This is a genomic window from Corallococcus sp. bb12-1, assembly GCF_026626765.1.
In the GTDB taxonomy this organism is placed as follows: domain Bacteria; phylum Myxococcota; class Myxococcia; order Myxococcales; family Myxococcaceae; genus Corallococcus; species Corallococcus terminator.
This window is the reverse complement of the sequence record NZ_JAPNJZ010000016.1, coordinates 39384-60820: the sequence shown is the minus strand read 5'-3', so window position 1 is coordinate 60820 and position 21437 is coordinate 39384. Positions and strand designations below refer to the sequence as shown.

Genomic DNA, 21437 nt, shown 5'->3' with positions numbered 1-21437 from the left:
GAGGACCTGGTCCTCCCGGTGAATGGATGCAGGCACCCTTCGACTTCCAGAAGCTCTTCGAGCTCTCCCCCAACCCGTACATGCTGCTGGACCGCGACCTGCGGTACGTGACGGCGAACGCGGCCTACCTGCGGGTGACGGCCAGCCGGCTGGAGGACCTGGTCGGGCGCAACGTCTTCGAGGCGTTCCCCAACGACCCGGAGGACCCGGCCAACGCCAGCCTGCGGATGCTGCGCGACTCGTTCTTCCGGGTGCTGAGTGACCGGGTGCTGGACACCCTGGCGCTCATCCCCTACCGCGTCCCCCGGCTGACGGACGCGGGCGCCACCGTGGTGGAGGACCGCTTCTGGAGCGCCACGCACACGCCCCTGCTGGATGCCGCGGGCGAGGTGGCCTTCATCCTCCAGCACACGATGGACGTGACGGAGCTGCAGCAGCTCAAGCAGGCCGTGCGCGGGGCGGAGAGCGTCCCCGCGAAGGCGCCGGGCCCGCAGCTGGAGGGCGGGGTGTTCCTGCGCGCCAAGGCCGTGCAGGAAGCCAACCTGACGCTGGATGGCGAGCGCAGGCACCTGAGGCGGCTGTTCGAGGTCGCCCCGGGCTTCATGTGCTCCCTGAAGGGGCCCGAGCACGTGTTCGAGTTGGTGAACCACGCCTATCTCCAACTCGTGGGCCACCGGGATCTGCTGAACAAGCCCGTCCGGGAGGCCCTGCCGGAGGTGGCGGGGCAGGGCTTCTTCGAGCTGCTGGACGGGGTGATCACGTCCGGGGAGCCCTTCGTCGGACACGGCATGCGCGTGATGTTGCAGCGCGTGCCGGGCGGGCCGCTGGAGGAGGCCTTCGTGGACCTGGTGTACCAGCCCATCGTGGAGGCCGATGGGCGCGTCTCCGGCATCTTCGTCCAGGGGCATGACATGACGGCGCAGAAGCGCGCCGAAGACGAACTGGCGCGCCACCGCGACCACCTGGAGGAGCTGGTGCGCGAGCGCACGCGCGAGCTGGAGGTGAGCGAGGCGGAGCGCCGCCAGACGGAGGCCGCGCTGCGCCAGGCGCAGAAGATGGAGGCGGTGGGCAAGCTGACGGGCGGCGTGGCGCACGACTTCAACAACCTGCTCCAGGTGGTGAGCGGCAACCTGCAACTGCTCCAGCGCGACACCGCGGGGGACCCGAAGGCTCAGCGGCGGTTGGAGACGGCGCTGGGCGCGGTGGAGCGCGGGGCGCGGCTGGCCTCGCAACTGCTGGCCTTCGCCCGGCGTCAGCCGCTGGAGCCCACGTCGCTCAACCTGGGCCGGCTGGTGCGCGACATGGATGACCTGTTGCGGCGCGCGCTGGGCGAGGACGTGGAGGTGGAGACGGTCATCGCGGGCGGGCTGTGGAACACGGCGGTGGACCGCAACCAGTTGGAGAACGTCATCCTCAACCTGGCCATCAACGCGCGCGACGCGATGGACGGGCGGGGCAAGCTGACCCTCGAAGCGGGCAACGCGATGCTGGATGACCACTACGCGCTGCTGCACCCGGAGGTCACCGCGGGTCAGTACGTGCTGCTGGCCATCTCCGACACGGGCACCGGCATGACGCAGGAGGTGATGGAGCGGGCGTTCGAACCGTTCTTCACCACCAAGCCGGAAGGGCGCGGCACGGGCCTGGGGCTGAGCATGGTGTATGGCTTCGTGAAGCAGTCCGGCGGCCACGTGAAGATCTACAGCGAGGTGGGGCACGGCACGTCGCTGAAGCTCTACCTGCCGCGCAGCTTCCAGGCGGCGGTGCAGCCGACGGAGGTTCCCATGGGACAGGTGGAGGGCGGCACGGAGACCATCCTGGTGGTGGAGGATGATCCGGCGGTGCGCGGCACGGTGGTGGAGGTGCTCACGGAGCTGGGCTACCGGGTGCTCAAGGCGTCCGACGGACAGAGCGCGCTCGCGGTCATCCAGAGCGGCCTGCCGGTGGACCTGCTCTTCACGGACGTGGTGATGCCGGGTCCTGTCCGCAGTCCGGAGCTGGCGCGTCAGGCCAAGGCGCTCCTGCCGGACCTGGAGGTGCTCTTCACGTCGGGCTACACGGAGAACGCCATCGTGCACGGCGGCCGGTTGGATCCGGGCGTGAGCCTGTTGAGCAAGCCGTACCGGCGCGAGGACCTGGCGCGCAAGCTCCGCGCGATGCTGCGCCAGCGCGAGCAGCGGATGGCGGCGAAGGGGTTGAAGGCGCCCGCGCCCACGCCCACGCCCGCCGTGCCGCGCGGGTCGGACGGTGAATTGAAGGGGCCGCTGCGCATCCTGCTGGTGGAGGACGACCCGGACATCCGCGAATCCGCGTGCGAATTGCTCACGGACATGGGACATGGCGTGCAAGCGGTGGGAAGCGCGGAAGCCGCGCGCACGGTGCTGGGGAAGGACCCCATCGACGTGCTCTTCACGGATGTGACGCTGCCGGGGATGTCCGGCGTGGCACTGGCGCGTGAGGCCGTGCGGCAGAACCCGTCGCTGCGCGTCGTCATCGCCTCCGGCGATTCGCGCGCGGTGACCTCGGAATCCGGACCCGAACTGGAGCGCGCGGTGCTGTTGCCCAAGCCGTATGACCTGGATCAGATGGAGCGCGCGTTGGTGCAGGCCTCCGCCGCGCTGACCGGCGCCGCGTCGCGGAGGCGTTCGCCGTGACGGACGCGCGCGCCCGAGCGGGCGAAGAAGTCATCTACGTGTCCACGCTGCCCGGGCTGGAGCCCGCGCTGGAGGCGGAGGCCCGCGAGTGCGGCCTGGGTCCCCGCCGCGTGGAGGGCGGCGCCGAATTCGTGGGCCCGCCCGGCCTGTACCAGACGGCGAACCTGCACCTGCGCACCGCGAGCCGGGTGCTCCTGCGCCTGGGCACGTTCAAGGCCCCCACGGCGGACGGGCTGGTGCGCGAGTTGGCCGCGCTGCCCATGAAGGACCTCTGGGATGGGAAGACGCCGCCCCGGGTGTCGGTGACGCTGCACCGCTCCGCGGCGCCGGGGCCGAACGTGGTGTTGGAGTCCGCCGCGATGGCCTGGGGCCTGAAGGAGGTCCAACGCGCGGGGCCGCACCTGGACGAGGAGGGTGGGGCTCCGGGTCTCACGCTGCTCGTGCGCGGGGAAGGAGACCGCTGGACGGTGAGCGTGGACACCTCCGGGGAACCGCTGCACCAGCGAGGCTACCGGCAGGAGGTGGGGAGAGCGCCCCTGCGCGAGACGTTGGCGGCGGGCCTGCTGGGGCTCGCGGGCTACACAGGGGGCGTGCCGCTGGTGGATCCGATGTGCGGCTCGGGCACGTTCCTGGTGGAGGGCGCGTGGATGTCCCAGCGCAAGGCACCGGGGCTGCTGCGCACGTTCGCGTTCCAGTCGTTCCCTTCCTTCGACAAGGAGGCGTGGGCGCGCCGCCGCGCGGAGGCGGAAGCGGCCGTGCTGGTCGAGCCGCGTGTGGCGATTCGCGGGTATGACATCAACGCGGGCGCGCTGGGGACGGCGCGGCGCAACGCGAAGCGCGCGGGGGTGACGCTGACGTTGGAGCGGCACGACCTGCGCACGCTGAAGGCGCCGTCGGAAGGGCCGGGGCTGGTGGTGGCGAACCCGCCCTACGGCAAGCGCGTGGGCGAGGAGCTGGACCTGCCGGACCTCTACCGCGCGCTGGGTGCCACGTTGAACGGCGCGTTCAGGAGCTGGCGCAAGGCCATCATCATCCCCGACGAGCCGAAGCTGCTGGCCGCGCTGGGGCTGAACGGTGCGCGGACGGTGGATGTGAAGAACGGCGGCTTGCCGTGCCTGCTGGTGCTAGCCGGGCCGTGAGGCCCGGGCCCGGTTAGAGCGGCAGCACCAGTTCGAACCGCGCCCCACCTTCGGGCCGCGCGCCCGCGTGCACGGTGCCTCCGTGCGCGAGCACCACGCGCCGCACGATGGCCAGCCCCAGGCCGCGTCCGTTGGCGCGCGTGAGGAAGAAGGGCTCGAAGACGCGCTGCGGATCCACGCCCGGGATGCCCGGGCCCTCGTCCTCCACCACCAGCGACACGCCCTGCGGCACGCGGCGCACCGCCACGCGCACCGTGCCCTTCGCGGGCGAGGCCTGCAGGGCGTTGCGCATCAGGTGCGTGATGGCCAGCTGCAACAGCGTCTCGTCGCCGGAGATGTCCGGCACGTCCGGCGCCTCGTCCACCGCCATGCGCGGGGTGGGCAGCTCCTCCCGGCCGTGGAGCTGGCCTAGCGCGCGGTGAACCAGCTCCCCCACGTGCACGGGGCGCGGCCGGGGCTCCAGCGGGCGCACCGTGTCCAGCAGGTCGCGCACGATGTCCTCCAGCCGGATGGCCTCCTCCTCCAGCATCTCCACCGCCGCGGCACCGGACGGCCCCAGGCGCGACTCGCGCTTGAGCACCGCCACCGTGTTGAGGATGGCGCCCAGGGGGTTGCGCACCTCATGGGCCACCACGCCCGCCGCTTCGCCCAGCGCCGTCAGCCGCTCGCTCGCGACCAGCTCGCCCTGTAGCCGTTTCACCTCCGCCAGCCGTTCCTCGGCCGCGCGGTGGTGGCGCACGTTCTCCAGCGCCCCGCCGATGAGCTGCGCGAACAGCTCCAGCGCGCCGGCGTTCGCGGGCGTCAGCGTGGAGGACTGCACCGCGAGCACGCCGAAGGGTTCGTCCCCCACGAAGATGGGGGCGTCCAGCGCGCGCGAGCCCGGGGGATAGATGGACTGGATGCTGTCCGCCACGTCCGGCGGATGGATCTTCCGGACCATGCCGAACGCATCCGGATGGAAGGTCGCCTTGCGCCGGACGAGTACGTCCGTCAGGTGCGGCATGGCCGACCGGTGGATGCGCACCTCATGCAGGGCCTGCCCATAGAGGCGTTCGGCGATCGCCACGCTCTCCGGCTCCTGGCGCAGCGGACCGTGGCGCAGGAAGTCGCCCTCCAGCAGCATCACGGACACGTAGAAGCCCTGCCGGTGCACCGCCTCCACCGCCAGCTCCAGCACCGCCGTCTCATCCCGGCAGCGCAACAGCTCCGCCGCGGTGGACACCAGCACGGTGGACAGCCTGCGCACCGCGTCCCCGCCTTCGGCGTCCAGCAGCAACACGAGCTGCTCTTCCGGCACCCGGCCCGGCGCATGAAGCAGCGTCAGTTGGTGCTGCCGCCCGTCCGTGCCCTGCATCCTTCCCCAGGTGGGTTGATCCGGCAGGGGCTCGCCGCGCGAAAGGGCCCGCGCCAGCGGCTCCACCCAAGCCTGCTCGTCCGGACTGAAGCGGGCGCTGAACTCCAGGATGGTGGGCAGCTCGCCTTCGCCCAGGCCCAGCATCGTCCGGAGCGCGTCGTTGGTGAACACCAGCCGGTCGCCACGCACGACGAACAGCGGCACCGGCAACACCTGGAGCAGGCCGTCCAACGTGGCGGGAGGAGCGCCAGTGCTCATCGCGATACCTGCTGGATGACGCCATCCGCTTCCCTGGCCGCACGCCGTTCGGGCCCGGGCGTCCGCGAGGCCCGGGGCAATCGTCGCGCGCCGGGTCCGTAGGAAGAGGGGAAGACACTGATGATTGGAGAGAACACCATGAACTTCTCGAACGAGCTGGACCGCAGGGACCTGGAGTTGAAGTCCGTCATGGCGGTGATGGTGGCCTTCGTCGCCATGAGCGCGGTCTTCCTGGGTCAGTTGTTCTGACGCCTTTCTTGTAACCTGACTCGCGGCCCGATTCGCAGCCCGACTTGCGACGTCAGGGCTTCTTCGGTCGGCGGACGTACTGCTGGATGAAGTCGCGCTCCTCCGCGCGCAAGGCGCTCAGGCGCAACCCGTAGCCGCGCGGGTTCTTGCCGTCCTCCAGGGAGTTCTCCCAGATGACGGAGCTGCGCAGGGTCATCACGCGCTCCGGCTCATCGAAGCGCAGCGTCAGCTCCACCTGCGTCCCCAGTCGCAACGGCCGGTCCGTGCCGATGAACAGACCGCCCGACGACAGGTTGATGATGCGGTGGTCGGTGAAGATGCCCGTGTTCTTCATCGTCACCCGCACGTCCGCGTGCAGCCGGTCGTCCGAGCGCCGCTCCAGCCCCACGAACTCCGCGCTCGAATACGACGGCGCGGGGCTCGCCACCGGGGCACGCCGGACCGGGGCCGGAGGAGGGGGCGCGGGCGGCGGCGGCGCGGGAGGCGGCGGCGGTGCTGGAGGTCGCGCCGACGGTGTCATCACCGGAGGCGGGCGCGGCGGCGCGGGCGGCGGAACGTAGGGCGCGGGACGCGCCGCGGCCGGAGGGGGCGGCGGTGGTGCCGGGGGCGGCGGCGGTACGAACGCTGGCGGCCGCGCGGCCACCGGGGATCCGCTCAGGGGCAGCGGCGAGGGCGGGGGCGGCAGCGCGCCGTTCATGTCCAGCCGGGGAGGCGGCGGAGGCGGCGGTTGCACCGCGCCCTGGAGGAAGAGCGTCTCCGCCTCGCGGATCCGCCGCGAGAGGAAGTCGAAGATCTCCACGGAGATCTTCCGCAGCTCCGGATGCAGGTCCGGCGACAGGTGGTCCGGAGAGAAGCGCTTCGCCATGCGGAAGAAGGCGGTGCGGAACTCGTCCAGCGACGCCTGCGGCTTGAGCCCGAACACTTCATGCGGCGGCAGGTGCAGCAGGCCGCGCAACTGGGTGCGCAGGCGCTCCGCCTGCTGGGTCTCCACGGAAGGCGACGGCGCGGCGGCGAAGAGGTCGCGCACCTCCGGCAGTTCCTGGAGGGGAAACCAGTTCGTTCCATCGCGCGACGCGCGCACGGCCGTCTTCAACCGGCCGGAGGCGATGAGCTCACGGAATGCTTGCAGCTGGAGGGGGCCCAGCACGCGGCCGAGCGAATCTCCCACCCAGTAACCGACAGCGGATGACGACACGGGGACCTCGGAATCAGGACGCGAGTGCCTCGCGCATGGCCGACGCGATTTCCATGGGGTGGAAGGGCTTGCCCACGAAGCCCACCGCGCCCGCTGCGATGGCCTGCTCCACCACCGGCTCCGCGTCCATGCTGCTGATCACGAGCACGCGCGTTCCCGGCGACACGCTCTTGATGGCACCCAGCACTTCCAGCCCGCTCTTCTTCGGCATGAACAGGTCCAGGAACATCACCGCGGGCTGCTCCTTCGCGGCCAGCGCCAGGCCCTCTTCCCCGTCCGCTGCCTCCAGCAGTCTCAGGGCGATGCCCGTCTCCGCGATGACGTCCTTGAGGATGCGACGCACGAAACTGTCGTCATCCACGAGCAGCAGGGTTGGCAGTCCAGACATGGGCGGCAGGATACATGGACCGCGCGTTTTTCGGCGCGGTCGTCGTGCGGCGCCTGCCCGCCTTTTGGGTTAAGGGGTGGGCATGTCCACCGACCTCGCGCTGTCCCATTTCGAGTCCCAGAAAGCCGCGTACCTCGAGGACCTCAAGACCCTCGTACGCATACCCAGCGTGTCTTTTCCCGGCTTCGACGCGGGCCTCGTGCGCAAGAGCGCTGAAGCAACCGCCGCGCTGTTGAAAGACCGTGGGTTTGAAAACGTCCAGCTCCTCGAAATCGAGGGAGCCCACCCGTATGTCTATGGCGAGGTGCTCAAGGCGCCGGGCAAACCCACGCTTCTCCTCTACGCGCACCATGACGTGCAGCCCGCCGGAGACGAATCCGCCTGGAAGAGCGCGCCCTTCGAGCCGGAGCTGCGCGACGGTCGCCTGTACGGCCGCGGTGCGGCGGACGACAAGGCCGGCATCGTCGTGCACACCTCCGCGGTGGACGCGTGGCTCAAGAGCACCGGCCAACTCCCACTCAACGTGAAGGTCGTCATCGAAGGGGAGGAGGAGGCGGGCAGTGACCACCTGGGTGCATTTCTCCAGAAGCACGCGAAGTTGGTGGCGGCGGACGCCATCGTGTTGACGGACACGTCGAACTTCGACACGGGCCTGCCGTCCATCACCACGGCGCTGCGAGGGCTGGTGACGGTGGATGTGGAGGTGCGCGGCCTGAAGCAGGCGGTGCACTCGGGCATGTGGGGCGGGCCGGTGCCGGATCCAGCGATGGCGCTGTGCCGGATGCTCGCGAGCCTGACGCACGCGGACGGATCCATCGCCATCGAAGGGGTGATGGAGCACGTGAAGCCGCTGACGGACGCGGAGCGGCAGAGCATCCAGGCGCTGCCGGGCGACGACGCGACCTTCCGCGAGCAGGTGGGCCTCAACGACGGCGTGGAGCTGTTGGGTGGCGGACGTCACCCGTGGGAGACGAACTGGCGCCAGCCCAGCCTGGCCATCAACGCCATCCAGGCGAGCAGCCGCAAGGACGCGCGCAACATCATCGTGGAGTCGGCGTGGGCGCGCGTGGGCATCCGCGTGGTGCCGGACCTGGATCCGGAGGACGTGCAGCGCCGGCTGGTGGCGCACCTGAAGAAGGTGTGCCCGTGGGGATTGGAGCTGGAGATCCGCGAGGACCAGGCTTCGGGCTGGTGGTACACGGATTCGTCGCACCCGGCCTTCCAGGCGGCGTTCCGCGCGCTGGAGAAGGGCTACGCGAAGAAGCCCGTGACCATCGGGTGCGGTGGATCCATCCCGTTCGTGGAGCCGTTCGCGAAGGAGCTGGGCGGCGTGCCCGCGCTGCTCATCGGCGTGGAGGATCCGTACACGTACGCCCACTCGGAGAACGAGAGCCTGCACCTGGGCGACTGGGAGAAGTCCATCCGCTCCGCCATCCACCTCTATGAGGAGCTGGCGAAGGCGTTGACCGCTCGCGGATAAAGGACGTCCGACGTGAAACGCCTGTCCTGCCTGGCCCTGCTCCTCGCTGTCGTCGCCGCACCCCTCCTCGCGCACGCGGACGAAGGGATGTGGACGTTCAACCACTTCCCGTCGGACGCGGTGGCGAAGAAGTACGGCTTCAAGCCCACGCAGGCGTGGCTGGACCGGGTGCGGTTGGGATCCGCGCGGCTGGCGGAGGGCTGCTCGGGCAGCTTCGTGTCGCCGGACGGCCTGGTGATGACGAACCACCACTGCGCGCACAGCTGCATCGCGCAGCTGTCCACGGCGAAGAAGGACCTGTCGAAGGAAGGCTTCTTCGCGCGCACGCTGGCGGACGAACCTCGCTGTCCCACGATGGAGGTGGACCGGCTGACGGACATCCGCGACGTGACGAAGGATGTGCAGGGCGCGACGCAGGGCCTGCAAGGCGAAGCGTTCGAGGACGCGCAGCGCGCGGTGTTCGCGAAGCTGGAGGCGGCGTGCGCCACGCGGGACGACCTGCGGTGTGAGGTCGTCACGCTGTACCAGGGCGGCCGTTACGACCTGTACACGTACGAGCGGATGCAGGACGTGCGGCTCGTCTTCGCGCCGGAGACGGACATCGCGGCCTTCGGTGGGGACCCGGACAACTTCGAGTTCCCCCGCTACGACCTGGACGTGTCGTTCATGCGCGTGTACCGCGACGGCAAGCCCGCGAGGACGGAGCCGTACTTCCGCTGGAGCAAGGAGGGCCCGAAGGAGGGCGCGGTGACCTTCGTGCCGGGCAACCCGGGCAGCACGTCGCGGATGGACACGCTGGCGCAGCTTGCGTACCAGCGGGACCATTCGCTGCCGGAGAACCTCTTCTGGCGCTCGGAGCTGCGTGGGCGGTTGCAGGAGTTCGCGCGCCGGGGGCCGGAGTTCGCGCGCATGTCGGAGGAGCGGCTGTTCGGCCTGGAGAACGGCCTCAAGTCGATGAAGGGCGGACGCGAGGCGCTGGTGGAGCCCGCGTTCTGGGCGCAGCTCTCCGAGAACGAACGGGCGCTGCGCGCGAAGGTGGGCCAGGACGCGAAGCTCCAGCAGCAGTACGGCGACGCGTGGGACGCCACCGCGGAGGCGATGGACACGCTGAAGACGTTCCGTCGCGAGCTGCGGATGCTGGAGCAGAATGCGGGCATGGGCTCGCAGCTCTTCGACGTGGCGGCGACGCTGGTGCGCGCGACAGAGGAGGCGGGCAAGCCCAACGAGCAGCGGCTGCCGGAGTTCTCCGAAGCGAACCGGCCCTCGACGGAGCAGTTCCTGTTCAGCCCCGCACCGGTGTACCCGGCACTGGAGGAACTGGTGCTGGGCTTCTACCTCACGCGCCTGCGCGAGGACCTGTCTCCGGACCACCCGGTGGTGAAGGCGGTGCTGGGCACGGACTCGCCGGAGGTGGTGGCGAAGCGGGCGGTGCGCGGCAGCCAGCTCAAGACGGTGGCGGTGCGCCGGAAGCTGCTCGCGGGAGGGTCCGCGGCCATCGCGGCGTCGAAGGATCCAATGGTGATCCTCGCGCGCACGCTGGACGGCCCGGCCCGCGCGGTGCGCAAGCGCTACGAGAACGAGGTGGTGGCGGTGCTCAAGCGCAACGGGGAGCGCATCGGCGACGCGCGCTTCGCCTTGTACGGCACGTCGGTGGCGCCGGACGCGACGTTCACGCCGCGCCTGTCCTACGGCAGCGTGCAGGGCTACACGGCGGACGGGAAGCAGGTGGCGCCCTTCACGACCGTGGCGGGGCTGTACCCGCGCGCCACCGGGCAGGAGCCGTTCAAGCTGCCGCCGAGCTGGCTCCGGGCGAAGGCGAAGCTTCCGCCGGAGACGCCGCTGAACTTCGTCACCAGCAACGACATCGTCGGGGGCAACTCCGGGTCGCCCATCCTCGACGCGCAGGCGGAAGTCGTGGGGCTCGCGTTCGACGGCAACATCCAGTCGCTGGGCGGGAACTACGGCTTCGACGCGGCGGTGAACCGCGCGGTGGCGGTGGACAGCCGCGCCATCGAAGCGGCGCTGCGTCAGGTGTACGGCGCTGAGCGGCTCTTGAAGGAGCTGGGGCTTTCAACCCCGTAGGCGGTTGGATTAAGTGCGCGCCCATGCGCGCGCCTCCTGTCCGGACCGTCTGTCTTCTCCTCCTGTCGTGCCTGCTGAGCCCCTGGAGCGCGGGGGCCGCGGAAGCCCCGTGGGCCATCATCCTGGGCCAGGACGCGACGCGTCCCCCGGTGACGAAGTTGCTCGCGGCGCAGAAGAAGGCGCGTGCGTTCGCGTGGGTGAAGCCGGCGAAGGGCTTCCCCAAGCTGGTTGCCTCCAAGGCGCTGCCGGGGCTTCCGGAGGGCCAGCACTTCCTGTTGCTGGGGGTGTGCGGGACGAAGGAGGAGGCCCAGGCCGCCCGGGCGCTGGTGCGGCCGATGGTGCCGGATGTCGCCGTGCAGCAGTTGACCGGTCCCGCGGCGCTGGCGTGCCCGGTGCCCAACGCGCTGAAGGCGGAGCTGCCGACGGACGCGAAGGCGCAAGGGTCGTTCGCGTTCCCGGACGCGCCCGGGCTGGAGTTGACCGTCCACCGCGTGGCCCCGAGCCCCGCGCTGGCGTGCCCGGCCACGGACCTGTGGCTGCGCGTGGTGCAGGGCAACGCGGTGCTGGCCCGGCACGTGATGAAGGGACAGTGCGCGGGCGCCTGCACCGCCCAGGAGCAGGAGGCGGCGAAGGCGCGAGTCGCGTCACTCCAGGCGAAGGCGCGTCAGGGGGACTCGACGGCCGAGCTGATGCTCAAGAACGTGAGCGTGGACTGTCAGGCCCGCCAGACCCACTTCAAGACGGTGCTGACGGAGCTGGGGCAGCCCGTGGCGGTGGTCGCGCAGGAGCCCGCGATGAGCAACCGCATGCCGGACGTGGGCATGCTGGTGGGCACGGGTTGCGGGAAGCTCATCGTCTCCCCGTACCTGTCGGGTGAGACGGGGACGCAGGACCTGTCGAAGGTGCAGGCGAAGGCGGACGCGGAGGGCCCAGAGGGCTGGAGGGCCTTCAGCGTCTTCGTGCCCGGGCGGGACCCCACGGCCCAGGCGGAGCGGCGGCACCTGGGGCACTTCGTGTGGATCGCCCCGAAGTGCGAATGGGTGACGGACGATGAGGAGGGGCAGGACATGTAGCCGGCCCCTCGCGTCTGTTCTCTAGCGGCTGCGGAAGCGGTCCGTGGCCTCGATGAGCGCGGACGTGTTGCCGGGCTCGTTGGCGGAGTGGCCCGCGTCCGGGACGATGACGAGCTGGGCTTCGGGCCACGCGCGGTGCAGGGCCCACGCGCTCTCCGGCGGGCAGACGACGTCGTAGCGGCCCTGCACGATGACTGCGGGGATGTGGCGGATCCGGTGCACGTCGTCCAAGAGCTGGGTGTCGCTGCGCATCCAGCCCTTGTTGACGAAGTAGTGGCACTCGATGCGCGCGAAGGCGATGGCGAAGTCATCCCCGGCGTTGCGCGCGATGAGCTCCGGGTTGGTGAAGAGGCAGCTCGTGCGGCCCTCCCACATGCTCCACGCCTTCGCGGCCTCCTGCTGCGCGTGGCGGTCGTCGCCGAACAGCCGCCGCGCGTAGGCCTGGAGCAGGTCCCCGCGCTCCTCCTCCGGAATGGGCGCGAGGTAGTGCTCCCACGCGTCCGGGAAGAGCGCGTCCGCGCCGCGCTGGTAGAACCAGTCGATCTCCTGCTTGCGCAAGAGGAAGATGCCGCGCAGCACCAGCTCCGTGACACGCTCCGGATGGGCCTGGGCGTAGGCGAGCGCCAGGGTGCTGCCCCACGAGCCGCCGAAGAGCTGCCAGGCCTCCAGCCCCAGGTGTTCGCGCAGCCGCTCCATGTCCGCGACCAGGTCCCAGGTGGTGTTCATCACCAGGCTGGCGTGCGGGGTGCTGCGGCCACAGCCGCGCTGGTCGAAGAGGATGACGCGGTACACGCTGGGGTCGAAGAAGCGGCGCTGCTTCGCGTCGGTGCCACCGCCCGGGCCGCCGTGCACGAACACCACGGGCTTGCCATTCGGGTTGCCGCACTCCTCGAAGTACAGCGAGTGGTCCCCCGGGACGCTCAGCCGACCGGTCCGGTAGGGCTCGATGGGGGGATAGAGCGTGCGCGGAGGGGTGGGGGCAGGCACGACGTTCCTTCCGTGAAAGGGTGGTGCCGGGGAACCTAGCAGGTTGATCCACCGGTGCGGCTCCGCTCGGAAGCCCCCACCTCCGCCCGACGACACGTCGCCAGTCCCCCCACCTTCGCGGTGGCGTTCAGCCTTCAGCGTGGGCGGTGATTTCGCGTTCCAGCGGAGACGCCGGGTCCATCCGAAGGGGGGCTGGGACCTTCCGGGCGTCGCCGCCCGGAGTCCTCGTTCCAGCTCAGGGCCTGGTGGGCGGAACCGGCGCGGCGGCCGTGTCCGGTGCCTTGGGGGCGGCGGGGGCTTCGGGCGCCTTCGGAGGACCGGGCGGCACGCCGCGTCCTGCCTGGGCCACCATGTGCACCTCGGCGTTCTCCCCGAGCGCGAAGCCGTCGCCCTTGGTCTCCAGGTCGGTGACGTCGATGACGTCGCCGCGCTGGAGGTGGAAGAAGCGCTCGTTCTTCTCCGCGCGGTGGCGCTCCTGCATCGCCAGCCCCACGCGCCCCTCCGGTCCGCAGCCGATGTAGCGCTGGCGGCCCTTGCCCTCCAGCGACTCGCTGACGATGCGGAACAGCCGGCCCGGGGGCGGCTCCGGCCACGCCTCGCCCTTGGGCGCGACCACGAGGTAGCTCATCTTCAGCGATTCCTTGTGGAACCCCGCCGTGCGCGCCAGCTCCTCCACCACGCGCGGCATGGGCCACGCGCGTTCGGCGTGGCACCAGTCCGTCTCCTTCACCAGCGCGGGGCAGGCGCCCCGGTACAGGCACGGCGCGCGGATGCCGTAGCCGCGCTCCACCAGCAGGTCGCGCACCTTGAGCAGGTTGCGGCTCGTCTCGCGCAGCGCGGGCTCCATCACCAGCAGGCTGCCGCCCTTCTTCACCTTCGCGAGCACCGCCTCCAGCAGCGCCGCGCGCGGCTTGAGCGCGTCGTCATTGGCGCCGTACAGCTCGTTGACGACGTGGCCCATCGTCACCAGGTCGTACTGGCCGTCCGGCAGCGTGGCGTTCTTCTTCAGCGGATCCCACTCGCGCGTGGCCAGCGCCTCGCCCGCCTCGGTGGCCAGCTTGAGCGCCAGCGCCAGGGCCGGCTTGCTGCGGTCCGCCGCGGTGACTTCACTGGCGCCCCCGTCCATCGCCGCGAAGGCGACCGGGCCCGGACCGCTGCCCAGGTCCAGCACGTGGCGGGGGCGGTTGGGCAATTCCCCCAGCACCTGCCGCGCCTGGGCGTAGGAGACCGGCCAGTAGAAGAGCAGGTAGGCGCCCAGCAGGCGCGGGTCGTCCATGTACCGGGCGCCGGCCAGCTGCCGGTCGCGGGTCAGGCCGAGTGACAACTGCTTCACGCCCGCGCCCACCTCCTTGACCTCCTGTGGCGTGAGGCGCCCCTCCGGGCCGTCGCCCTTGCCTCGCGACGCGCGCCACACGGCGATGAGCCGCGGCAGCCACCGCTCCAAGTCCTTGCTGTATGCGTTGCTCATCCGTGCCTTCACTTCTGGGGTCGCCACCCGGAGGCGACCGCGTTAAACCCGTCCCGCCATGATTTCCGTCCGCGGATTGCGCAAGCACTATCAGGTTCACAAGCGCCCGCCCGGCCTGAAGGCGGCCCTGCGCTCGCTCGTCCACCGCAGCTACACGTCCGTCAAGGCCGTGGACGGCATCTCCTTCGATATCAAACCCGGCGAACGGGTGGGTTTCCTGGGCCCGAACGGCGCGGGCAAGACGACGACGCTCAAGGTACTGGCGGGCCTGCTCCACCCCTCCGAGGGTGAAGTCACCGTGGACGGCCACGTCCCGAAGATGCGCGAGGAGGCGTTCCTCAAGAAGATCATGCTGGTGATGGGGCAGAAGCAGCAACTGCTCTGGGACCTGCCCGCCGCGGAGACGTTCGAACTCAACCGGGCCATCTACGACGTGCCCCGCCTCCAGTACAAGCAGACGCTGGAGGAGTTGGTGTCGCTGCTGGAGCTGGAGGACCTCATCACCAAGCCCGTCCGCCAGCTCAGCCTGGGCGAGCGGATGAAGTGCGAGCTGGCCGCGGCCCTCATCCACCGCCCCCGGGTGCTGTTCCTGGACGAGCCCACCATCGGCCTGGACGTGTCCATGCAGGTCACGATGCGCAACTTCATCAAGGCCTACAACGAGACCACGGGCGCGACCCTCATCCTGACCAGCCACTACATGGACGACGTGGCGGCGCTGTGTCCGCGCGTCATCGTCATCGACAAGGGGCAGTTGTCCTACGACGGCACCCTGGACGCGCTGGTGCAGCGCGTGCGTCCGGAGAAGCGCGTGGTGCTGCGGCTGGCGCGGCCGGTGGAAGCGGCCCTGCTGGAATCGCTGGGGCGGGTGGTGTCGCACGAGTCGGGCACGGCGGTGCTCCAGGTGCAGCAGGACGCGGTGAACGCCACCGTGGGCCGCGCGCTGTCCACGCTGCCGGTGACGGACCTGACGGTGGAGAACGCGCCGCTGGAAGAGGTGATGAGCGAGCTGTTCCAGGAGGGCAAGGCCCGCCGGGCAGAGGCCGCCCGGGAGACGGTGTCCGCATGAGCCTGCGCACGTCGCTGAAGGCGCTGCCCACGCTGCTGCGCATCGGCTTCGCGGAGGCGGTGGCCTTCCGCGCGGAAATGATCGTCTGGGTGTTCGCCACCACGATGCCGCTCATCATGCTGGCGCTGTGGTCGGCGGTGGCTCGCACGGCGCCGGTGGGCCGCTTCGGGCAGGGGGAGTTCATCGGCTACTTCCTCGCCGCCTTCTGCGTGCGGCAGATCACGAGCTGCTGGGTGGCGTGGATGCTCAGCTACGAGGTGAAGCAGGGCACGCTGGCCATGCGGCTCTTGCGGCCCATCTCTCCGCTGCTCGCGTACGCGACGGACGTGCTGGCGGGCATCCCGCTGCGGCTCCTGGTGGTGGCGCCCGTGCTGGCCATCAGCCTCTACGTGGTGGGCGCCAAGGCCGTGCCGGCGTCGCCCGGGGGCTGGGGGCTGTTCATCCTGTCGCTGGCGGGAGGGTGGCTCATCACGTTCTACCTGAACGTGCTGCTGGGGACGCTGAGCCTGTACATGGAGTCCAGCCAGAAGCTGATGGACATCTACATGGTGCTGTTCTTCGTGTGCTCCGGCTACATGTTCCCGGTGGAGTTCTTCCCGGCCGGGGTGCGCACGTTCATCGACCTGTTGCCCTTCCGCTACCAGATGGGTCTGCCGGTGGAGCTGATGACGGGGGCACACGCGACGGGGGTGGCGCTGGGGTTGCTCGCGAAGCAGTGGGCGTGGGTGGCGGGGCTGGGCGCGGTGGCGATGCTCGTGTGGCGGCGGGGCCTGGCGCGCTTCGCGGCGTTCGGAGGATAGGGCGTGAGGCTGAAGCGATACCTGCGATTGCTGGGCGTGCAGTTGAAGGCGTCGGGCCTGCTGGCGCTGCAATACCGCGCGGACTTCCTGGCGGAGGGGCTGTCGTCGGTGGCGTGGACGTTCACGGCGCTGGCGCCGCTGTTCGTCGTCTTCGACAACCGGCCGAGCCTGGAGGGGTGGAGCTTCCACGAGTCCCTGCTGGTGGTGGGCTGGTTCACCTTGCTCCAGGGCGTGCTGGAGGGCGCCATCAGCCCCAGCCTCACGGGCGTGGTGGAGCACATCCGCAAGGGCACGCTGGACTTCGTGTTGCTCAAGCCCGCGGACGCGCAGTTCCTGGTGTCCACGCAGCGCTTCCTGCCGTGGCGCGCGGTGAACGTGCTGTCCGGCATCGGGCTGTTCATCTACGCGTTCGTGTCGCTGGGCCGGTGGCCATCGTTCCCGGGGCTCCTGGCGTCGCTGGTGCTGCTGGGGACCAGTGTCCTGCTGCTCTATTCGCTGTGGATCCTGGTGGTGAGCGCGGCGTTCTTCGTGGTGAAGGTGGACAACCTCACGTACCTGTTCACGTCCATCTTCGACGCGGCCCGGTGGCCGTCCTCCGTGTTCCGGGGCGCGCTGGCGATGGTGTTCACCTTCATCATCCCGCTGGCCCTGATGACCACGTTCCCCGCGCTCGCGATGCTGGGGCGGCTGCCGTGGACGTCGCTTTTGGGCGCGGTGGCGGGTTCGGTGGTGTTCGCGTGGGTGGCGCGGCGGGTGTGGTTGCTGTCCATCCGCCACTACACGTCCGCGAGCAGTTAGTGGGTGGGCTCAGCGGGGGGCTCGGGTGGAGGTGAATCGAGCCCGAGCCTTCGCGTGAGAGCCCAGAGCCTTTCCATGGCCATGTCGGCCTCGGCTCGGATGCTTGAGCGGGTCAGCCGAATCAGCGGCTCAATCAGGGAAGGCTCTCTCACTCCGCGCATGCTGAAGAGTGTCGCGAATCGGGTCATCTCGTCGGGATCCTCCAGCATTTCAAGGAGGGTGGCCGCCGCAGGCGCTTCGGGCTCGGAACGTTCGAGTTCGGAGCTCCGGTCCTTCTGTGTCGCGGTCACGCGTGGCCATATGGGGTGAGTTGAATCTTCGCGCCGCTTCAGGATGGCTTCCCTGAGCCTGGCGCCAGCAGTCGTGCGGCCTCTGAATTCAATGAGGTCGAGAATGGCGATCATCGCCAGCACAGCTTTCTCATCATTGCGTTCCTGGAGAGTGTCCAAAACGTTGTCGACCTCTCCAGGAAACCGGGCGCAGATGGCCAGCGCGGCACTGATTTGGAGCGGACGAGTCTTGCTGGAGAGAAGTTTTCTTAGGATTGCAAGTGCGTCCGGGGTGATGAGATGGGCCAGGAGGGTTGTCGCGGTATCCTTTAGCTCTGACTCAGGGTCTTTCAGCACCAGCTCGAGGATTCGTGGGGTCCTGTCTGGCTTGAGGATGCAGAGGTAGACCAGGGCACTGGCTCGGATGTGTGCATCCTCGCTGTTGGCGAGTTCTTCCATGCAAACCAGGACCCGAACGGCGAACTCCGAGAGACGGATTTTCTTGAGTGCTATCTCGCCGATATCGCGCGGCATGGCGCAGAGCCAGCGACTGAACTCTCCAGCGATTCGGTTCTGGAGAGGCACCGGGAGCGCATCACCTGCCTCCGTTGCGAGCAGGGCCGCCATGGGAATCTGTTTCCGAAGGATGCGGGTCAAGACCTCACGGATGCCCTCTTCCTGGTGATTCATCACCTGTTGGATGAACCGCTTGGCGCCTTCAGGCCGCTTCTGCACGAGCGCCATGTAACCCACGCCCAGCCGGAGAAGCTCTTCCCATCGCGGATCAAACAGGTGCTTCATTCCCTCTTCGGCGAAGGACTCGCTGGCATGGAGGCCGGCGGCGGCGAAGAACTCCTGGAAGGTCAGGTGCAGGAATCCCCATCGCATGGGCCCCCGTTCCAGGAGGATCTGCACATCCTTCCCCGCGCGATGGAGGAATTCCTGGGCGGAGCGTTCCGCTTCCTCGCGAGAGACTCCGTCGCGCTCCTGCAGGGTCGTCGCCAGCGTGGCGATGATGAAACCTTCTGGCGCGACCCCATTTGGCCACTGCCGGTGCATCTCCAAGGCGAGCCTGCCGAGGATGGGGATGGCTTCTTCCTCGTAGCGAACACGGGCTGCTTCCGTGTCGCTGGCGGTGAGCCTGCGGGCCTGACCCCAGGTCTCGCAGAGGGTCCGTGCGAGGATTTCGTAGGCTTGAACGCGGTGGCGCGGAAGCTGTCCTTCCGCGCGGTGGATGAGCGCCAGGGAGGCAAGGATGAGCGGGCTTCGTGACAGTTCGTGAAGTCGCTGGCTGGCGAACAGCGCTGTCAGCAGTTGTTCCGACTCACGGTCCGCCGCGACATCATCCGGCTGTCCCTCTTCCCAGTGGCGATAGGCCCGGTAGAAGGACCGGAGGTAGCAGCGCACCTGCTCGTCCTCGAAAGGCCCGAGCTCGACTTCCACGGCGTCCGGGAGCGTCAGCCCCAGATAGCCCACCCTCCGGGCCGAAGCGATGAAGCGATTCCTGGGATGGTGAGTCGCGAAGTCCTCCAACCACCGCATGAGGCGGGGGCTGGTTTCGCTTCGCACTTCGTCGAGTCCGTCCAGGAGCACCAGACAATCACCCTGTTCGAGACGCAGCTCCAGGAAGCGTCTCAAACTGTCTTCGTCTCGCCCAACGCCTCGCTGGTGCAAGAGGTGGGAGAGCGCTTCGGTGACGGACGTGTCATCCCCCAATGACGCGCGGACCTGGGCCAGATGCCCGACACTGACAAGCAGGGGCAGCGGAGGTGCCGTGTTCCCGAGGGCCGCATGCATGGCCAGCGGCCCTCCCGCGCCTACCAACGCGAGCCAGCGCAGCAGGGTGGTCTTTCCCGAACCGGGGTCTCCCAACACGACCAGGGAGCGATGTTGCTGGAACGCCTCCTGGAAGGTCATGCGTTGGGACGGCAGGGAGGGGGTCGCCTGCCGGACGGATTCCGTCAGATGCCCCAACGATGCTTCGGATCCACTCCCTCGCAGGAAGTCAGAGGACAGCAAGGAGAGGGTTTCAGAGTCCGGGAAGGACTTTCTCCGGACTTCGACGGACGGCATGACGAAGACATCGAAGAGGTCGAGGCTGGGTGGCTCCTTCTTCTGGAGCCGGAAGCCGACGTAGTGGAGCCGCCGCACCGCGGGACGGGTCAGGTCTCGCAGCAGCTCTTCCCACAGGGACTCTCCGTGGACGGACGCCCCTGGAGGAAACAGCGCCGCCAGGGTTTCCTCCCCTGTGATGGGCGCCGGGGGGGAGAGCTGCTTCCGGACGTCGTCCAACAGCACCCGGTACACATCGGGAGACACCGCGATGGTGTTTTCGGGGGCGTGCGCTTGAAGCTGCTCGCAGCGCTCCAGGGCCTGCTCCCGGCGTGCTGCTTCGTCCCCGACCACCGCCGCGTGGACGGCGATGCGGGACGGCAGGCTCAGGTCCACGAGGATGCGCTCGCGCAGCATCCTTGCCGCGTCGAAGGCTTGCCTCGCTAGCTCAGGCCCCTCTGCCCCCGTTAGGGACAGACGCCAGTTGCCCGTGCCCATCTCCCGCATTTCGGCGTCCGGAAGCTGCTGGGAAATGTACTGGATGCCCGCGAAGAGCCGGGCCTTGAGGACCATGGAAGACGCTTCATCCTGCGTCAGCCCCACCCGCACCTGGATCACCGCGAGCACGGGCGAGGATTTCCTTGGAACATCCGTCCCGTCGTCGCTCATGCGCTCACTCGCTCCGTCCAGAGCACCAGCTTGAAGTGGCCCGCCGTGATTTCGAGGGTGGGCTCCCTGAACCCCTTCTCGCCCAGCACCCGCACCATGTCGGGCACACCGAACCCCAGATTCTCCCTCCGCTGGGCCTTGGCCAGGAGGGACGCCAGGATGGGATTCCGCTTCTGGCTGATGCCCCCCTGCCGGATGTTCTCCAGCGTCAGGTGGTTCAGGAGGTCCCCCGGATTCGTGAACTCGATCCGGTCGTCGAAGATGCTGATCCGGATCTGAGAGGCTGGCCTGTAGTCGCGGTGGGTCACCGCGTTGAGGACCGCCTCGCGGATGACCTCCACCGGCAGGCCATCCTCGACGCGCGTCATGCCCTGGACATGCGAGGGCGCCGCGATGTTGCGCTGGATGAAGGCGCTGGCCTGATCAATCTGGTCGAGCAGTCGCCCCTCCATGTCCTGCCGGTCCAGGAACGTGCTCGAAATGGTCCGGCCCTGGACGCGCACCGCGGAGATGCGTGCATCCAGCAGCCACCGGGTGGGCTGCGTGCCGAACATCAGGATGCCGGCCACGGTCGGAACGCCTGTTCGCTCCAGACACTTGAGCGAGGTCAGGTGGGGCACGAGGTTCTGGTCGGAAACCTGCCGTTGATAGGCGTTCGCGAAGAACGCACGCACGGCCTCCGTGTCGAGGTCCTCGATGGAGGCCCCGGACATCTCCTGCTCATCGAAGTGGGCGTCCGTGGACTGGAGCATGCGGACCAACTCCTCACGCTTTGCTTCGCGTGAGACGTTGCCATCCCGGACGTAGTACCTGCTGGCTGCACGGTGAGGACGACTCGGGCTGAACGCGGGGACCTCCACCTGGAGGATCGTCTGGCCCTGGTACTCCCGCTTCTGGGTCGTGCAGATGAGGGGTGGCTCGATGCGATCCTGGCAGAGCTGGCCTACCTGCGTCATGAGCTTGTCGGTGTGCTTACGATCCCCGGTACCGGTCACGGTCCCGTCATCCTCGACGCCGATGAGAACCAGTCCGCCCTTGGTGTTCGCCATCGATGCGATGGCCTTCGCGATGTCTTCGGCATCGAGCTGGAAGCTTCTATGCACGACGCTCTTGAACTCGGTGAACGAGTCCTCGCCCAGGCGCAGCAGTTGCTCCAGCATCTCGTCGCTCTTCGGTGCCACGGTGCTCCCCAGGATACGGACAAGGGTCCTCCTCGCAAGGTAGCACCGGGGCGGCGACGGGGCAGGACGGACTGCACGGCAGTGGGGGCCGTCAGCAGGGAGCCTTGCCGGGCCTGCCCCCTCGCCACGAGGTTCGACACGGAAGCACGGACCGCTGGAACGTGGACTGAAAGGGATTCACTGGTGGTGTCTCCCTTTGATTTGGGTTAAGGGGCCGCCCCCCCACGGCGAAAGCCGTGTCCCCCCGCAGTGCAGTGAAGGACCACCCCTCA

15 protein-coding genes are annotated in these 21437 nt (G+C 69.1%); 8 read left to right on the top strand and 7 right to left on the bottom strand.

The window, feature by feature from the left end; genetic code table 11:
• The first annotated feature begins 26 nt into the window (after positions 1–26).
• Both OV208_RS19405 and OV208_RS19400 read left to right on the top strand, forming a co-directional pair.
• Positions 27–2654, top strand: a complete 2628-nt coding sequence (locus OV208_RS19405; protein WP_267575328.1) for a response regulator — start codon at positions 27–29, stop codon at positions 2652–2654.
• Entirely contained in the window at positions 2651–3793 is a 1143-nt protein-coding gene (locus OV208_RS19400; RefSeq protein ID WP_267575327.1) for a THUMP domain-containing class I SAM-dependent RNA methyltransferase, read from the top strand. Before OV208_RS19405 ends, OV208_RS19400 begins: the two co-directional genes overlap by 4 nt.
• 13 nt (positions 3794–3806) lie before the next feature.
• On the opposite strand, the gene OV208_RS19395 is transcribed toward OV208_RS19400, so the two are convergent.
• From OV208_RS19395 to OV208_RS19385, 3 genes are all read right to left on the bottom strand, one after another.
• Entirely contained in the window at positions 3807–5405 is a 1599-nt protein-coding gene (locus tag OV208_RS19395; RefSeq protein ID WP_267575326.1) for an ATP-binding protein, read from the bottom strand.
• Between the two features lie 301 nt (positions 5406–5706).
• Positions 5707–6849 (bottom strand): TIGR02266 family protein, encoded by a 1143-nt coding sequence (locus OV208_RS19390; RefSeq protein ID WP_267575325.1) that lies wholly within the window; start codon positions 6847–6849, stop codon positions 5707–5709.
• Between the two features lie 13 nt (positions 6850–6862).
• Positions 6863–7237, bottom strand: a complete 375-nt coding sequence (locus OV208_RS19385; RefSeq protein WP_120544842.1) for a response regulator transcription factor — start codon at positions 7235–7237, stop codon at positions 6863–6865.
• A gap of 82 nt (positions 7238–7319) precedes the next feature.
• On the opposite strand from OV208_RS19385, the gene OV208_RS19380 reads away from it, so the two are divergent.
• From OV208_RS19380 to OV208_RS19370, 3 genes are read left to right on the top strand one after another with little or no spacing between them, the layout of a single operon-like run.
• Entirely contained in the window at positions 7320–8717 is a 1398-nt protein-coding gene (locus OV208_RS19380; protein WP_267575324.1) for a M20/M25/M40 family metallo-hydrolase, read from the top strand.
• 12 nt (positions 8718–8729) lie between these two features.
• Positions 8730–10799, top strand: coding sequence for a S46 family peptidase (locus OV208_RS19375; protein WP_267575323.1), 2070 nt, complete (start codon positions 8730–8732; stop codon positions 10797–10799).
• Between the two features lie 23 nt (positions 10800–10822).
• A complete protein-coding gene (locus OV208_RS19370; protein ID WP_267575322.1) occupies positions 10823–11872 on the top strand; it encodes a hypothetical protein in 1050 nt (349 codons plus the stop codon).
• Positions 11873–11893: 21 nt separating this feature from the next.
• Here OV208_RS19370 and pip read toward each other — a convergent pair whose 3' ends face one another.
• Both pip and OV208_RS19360 read right to left on the bottom strand, forming a co-directional pair.
• The gene (pip, locus tag OV208_RS19365; RefSeq protein ID WP_267575321.1) at positions 11894–12859 is read right to left on the bottom strand and encodes a prolyl aminopeptidase; all 966 of its coding nucleotides are present in this window, start codon (positions 12857–12859) and stop codon (positions 11894–11896) included.
• Between the two features lie 235 nt (positions 12860–13094).
• Positions 13095–14327 carry a small ribosomal subunit Rsm22 family protein gene (locus OV208_RS19360; protein ID WP_267575320.1) on the bottom strand — a complete coding sequence of 411 codons (1233 nt, stop codon included), beginning with the start codon at positions 14325–14327 and terminating at the stop codon, positions 13095–13097.
• A 58-nt stretch (positions 14328–14385) separates the two neighbouring features.
• Here OV208_RS19360 and OV208_RS19355 point away from each other — a divergent pair, with 58 nt between their 5' ends.
• The 3 genes from OV208_RS19355 to OV208_RS19345 are packed head-to-tail and all read left to right on the top strand — an operon-like array spanning position 14386 to position 16994.
• On the top strand, positions 14386–15396 hold the full coding sequence (locus tag OV208_RS19355; RefSeq protein WP_267575319.1) for an ABC transporter ATP-binding protein: 1011 nt from the start codon (positions 14386–14388) through the stop codon (positions 15394–15396).
• Positions 15393–16196, top strand: coding sequence for an ABC transporter permease (locus tag OV208_RS19350; protein ID WP_267575318.1), 804 nt, complete (start codon positions 15393–15395; stop codon positions 16194–16196). The genes OV208_RS19355 and OV208_RS19350 overlap by 4 nt, the downstream gene beginning before the upstream one ends.
• A 3-nt stretch (positions 16197–16199) precedes the next feature.
• Complete coding sequence (locus tag OV208_RS19345; RefSeq protein ID WP_267575317.1) at positions 16200–16994, top strand: ABC transporter permease; 795 nt, start codon at positions 16200–16202, stop codon at positions 16992–16994.
• Here OV208_RS19345 and OV208_RS19340 read toward each other — a convergent pair.
• Together OV208_RS19340 and OV208_RS19335 are read right to left on the bottom strand one after the other, a co-directional pair.
• The gene (locus OV208_RS19340; RefSeq protein WP_267575316.1) at positions 16991–19984 is read right to left on the bottom strand and encodes an NACHT domain-containing protein; all 2994 of its coding nucleotides are present in this window, start codon (positions 19982–19984) and stop codon (positions 16991–16993) included. The two genes, OV208_RS19345 and OV208_RS19340, sit on opposite strands and share 4 nt — an antisense overlap.
• Positions 19981–21165, bottom strand: coding sequence for an RNA-binding domain-containing protein (locus tag OV208_RS19335; protein WP_267575315.1), 1185 nt, complete (start codon positions 21163–21165; stop codon positions 19981–19983). Before OV208_RS19335 ends, OV208_RS19340 begins: the two co-directional genes overlap by 4 nt.
• Between the last annotated feature and the right edge of the window lie 272 nt (positions 21166–21437).

What these genes read in the sequence shown, in the direction of transcription:
- OV208_RS19405 (WP_267575328.1), top strand. Translation starts at nt 27, where the DNA reads ATGCAGGCACCCTTCGACTTCCAGAAGCTCTTCGAGCTCTCCCCCAAC.
- OV208_RS19395 (WP_267575326.1), bottom strand. Translation starts at nt 5,405, where the DNA reads ATGAGCACTGGCGCTCCTCCCGCCACGTTGGACGGCCTGCTCCAGGTG.
- OV208_RS19385 (WP_120544842.1), bottom strand. Translation starts at nt 7,237, where the DNA reads ATGTCTGGACTGCCAACCCTGCTGCTCGTGGATGACGACAGTTTCGTG.
- OV208_RS19380 (WP_267575324.1), top strand. Translation starts at nt 7,320, where the DNA reads ATGTCCACCGACCTCGCGCTGTCCCATTTCGAGTCCCAGAAAGCCGCG.
- OV208_RS19370 (WP_267575322.1), top strand. Translation starts at nt 10,823, where the DNA reads ATGCGCGCGCCTCCTGTCCGGACCGTCTGTCTTCTCCTCCTGTCGTGC.
- OV208_RS19360 (WP_267575320.1), bottom strand. Translation starts at nt 14,327, where the DNA reads ATGAGCAACGCATACAGCAAGGACTTGGAGCGGTGGCTGCCGCGGCTC.
- OV208_RS19355 (WP_267575319.1), top strand. Translation starts at nt 14,386, where the DNA reads ATGATTTCCGTCCGCGGATTGCGCAAGCACTATCAGGTTCACAAGCGC.
- OV208_RS19350 (WP_267575318.1), top strand. Translation starts at nt 15,393, where the DNA reads ATGAGCCTGCGCACGTCGCTGAAGGCGCTGCCCACGCTGCTGCGCATC.
- OV208_RS19340 (WP_267575316.1), bottom strand. Translation starts at nt 19,984, where the DNA reads ATGAGCGACGACGGGACGGATGTTCCAAGGAAATCCTCGCCCGTGCTC.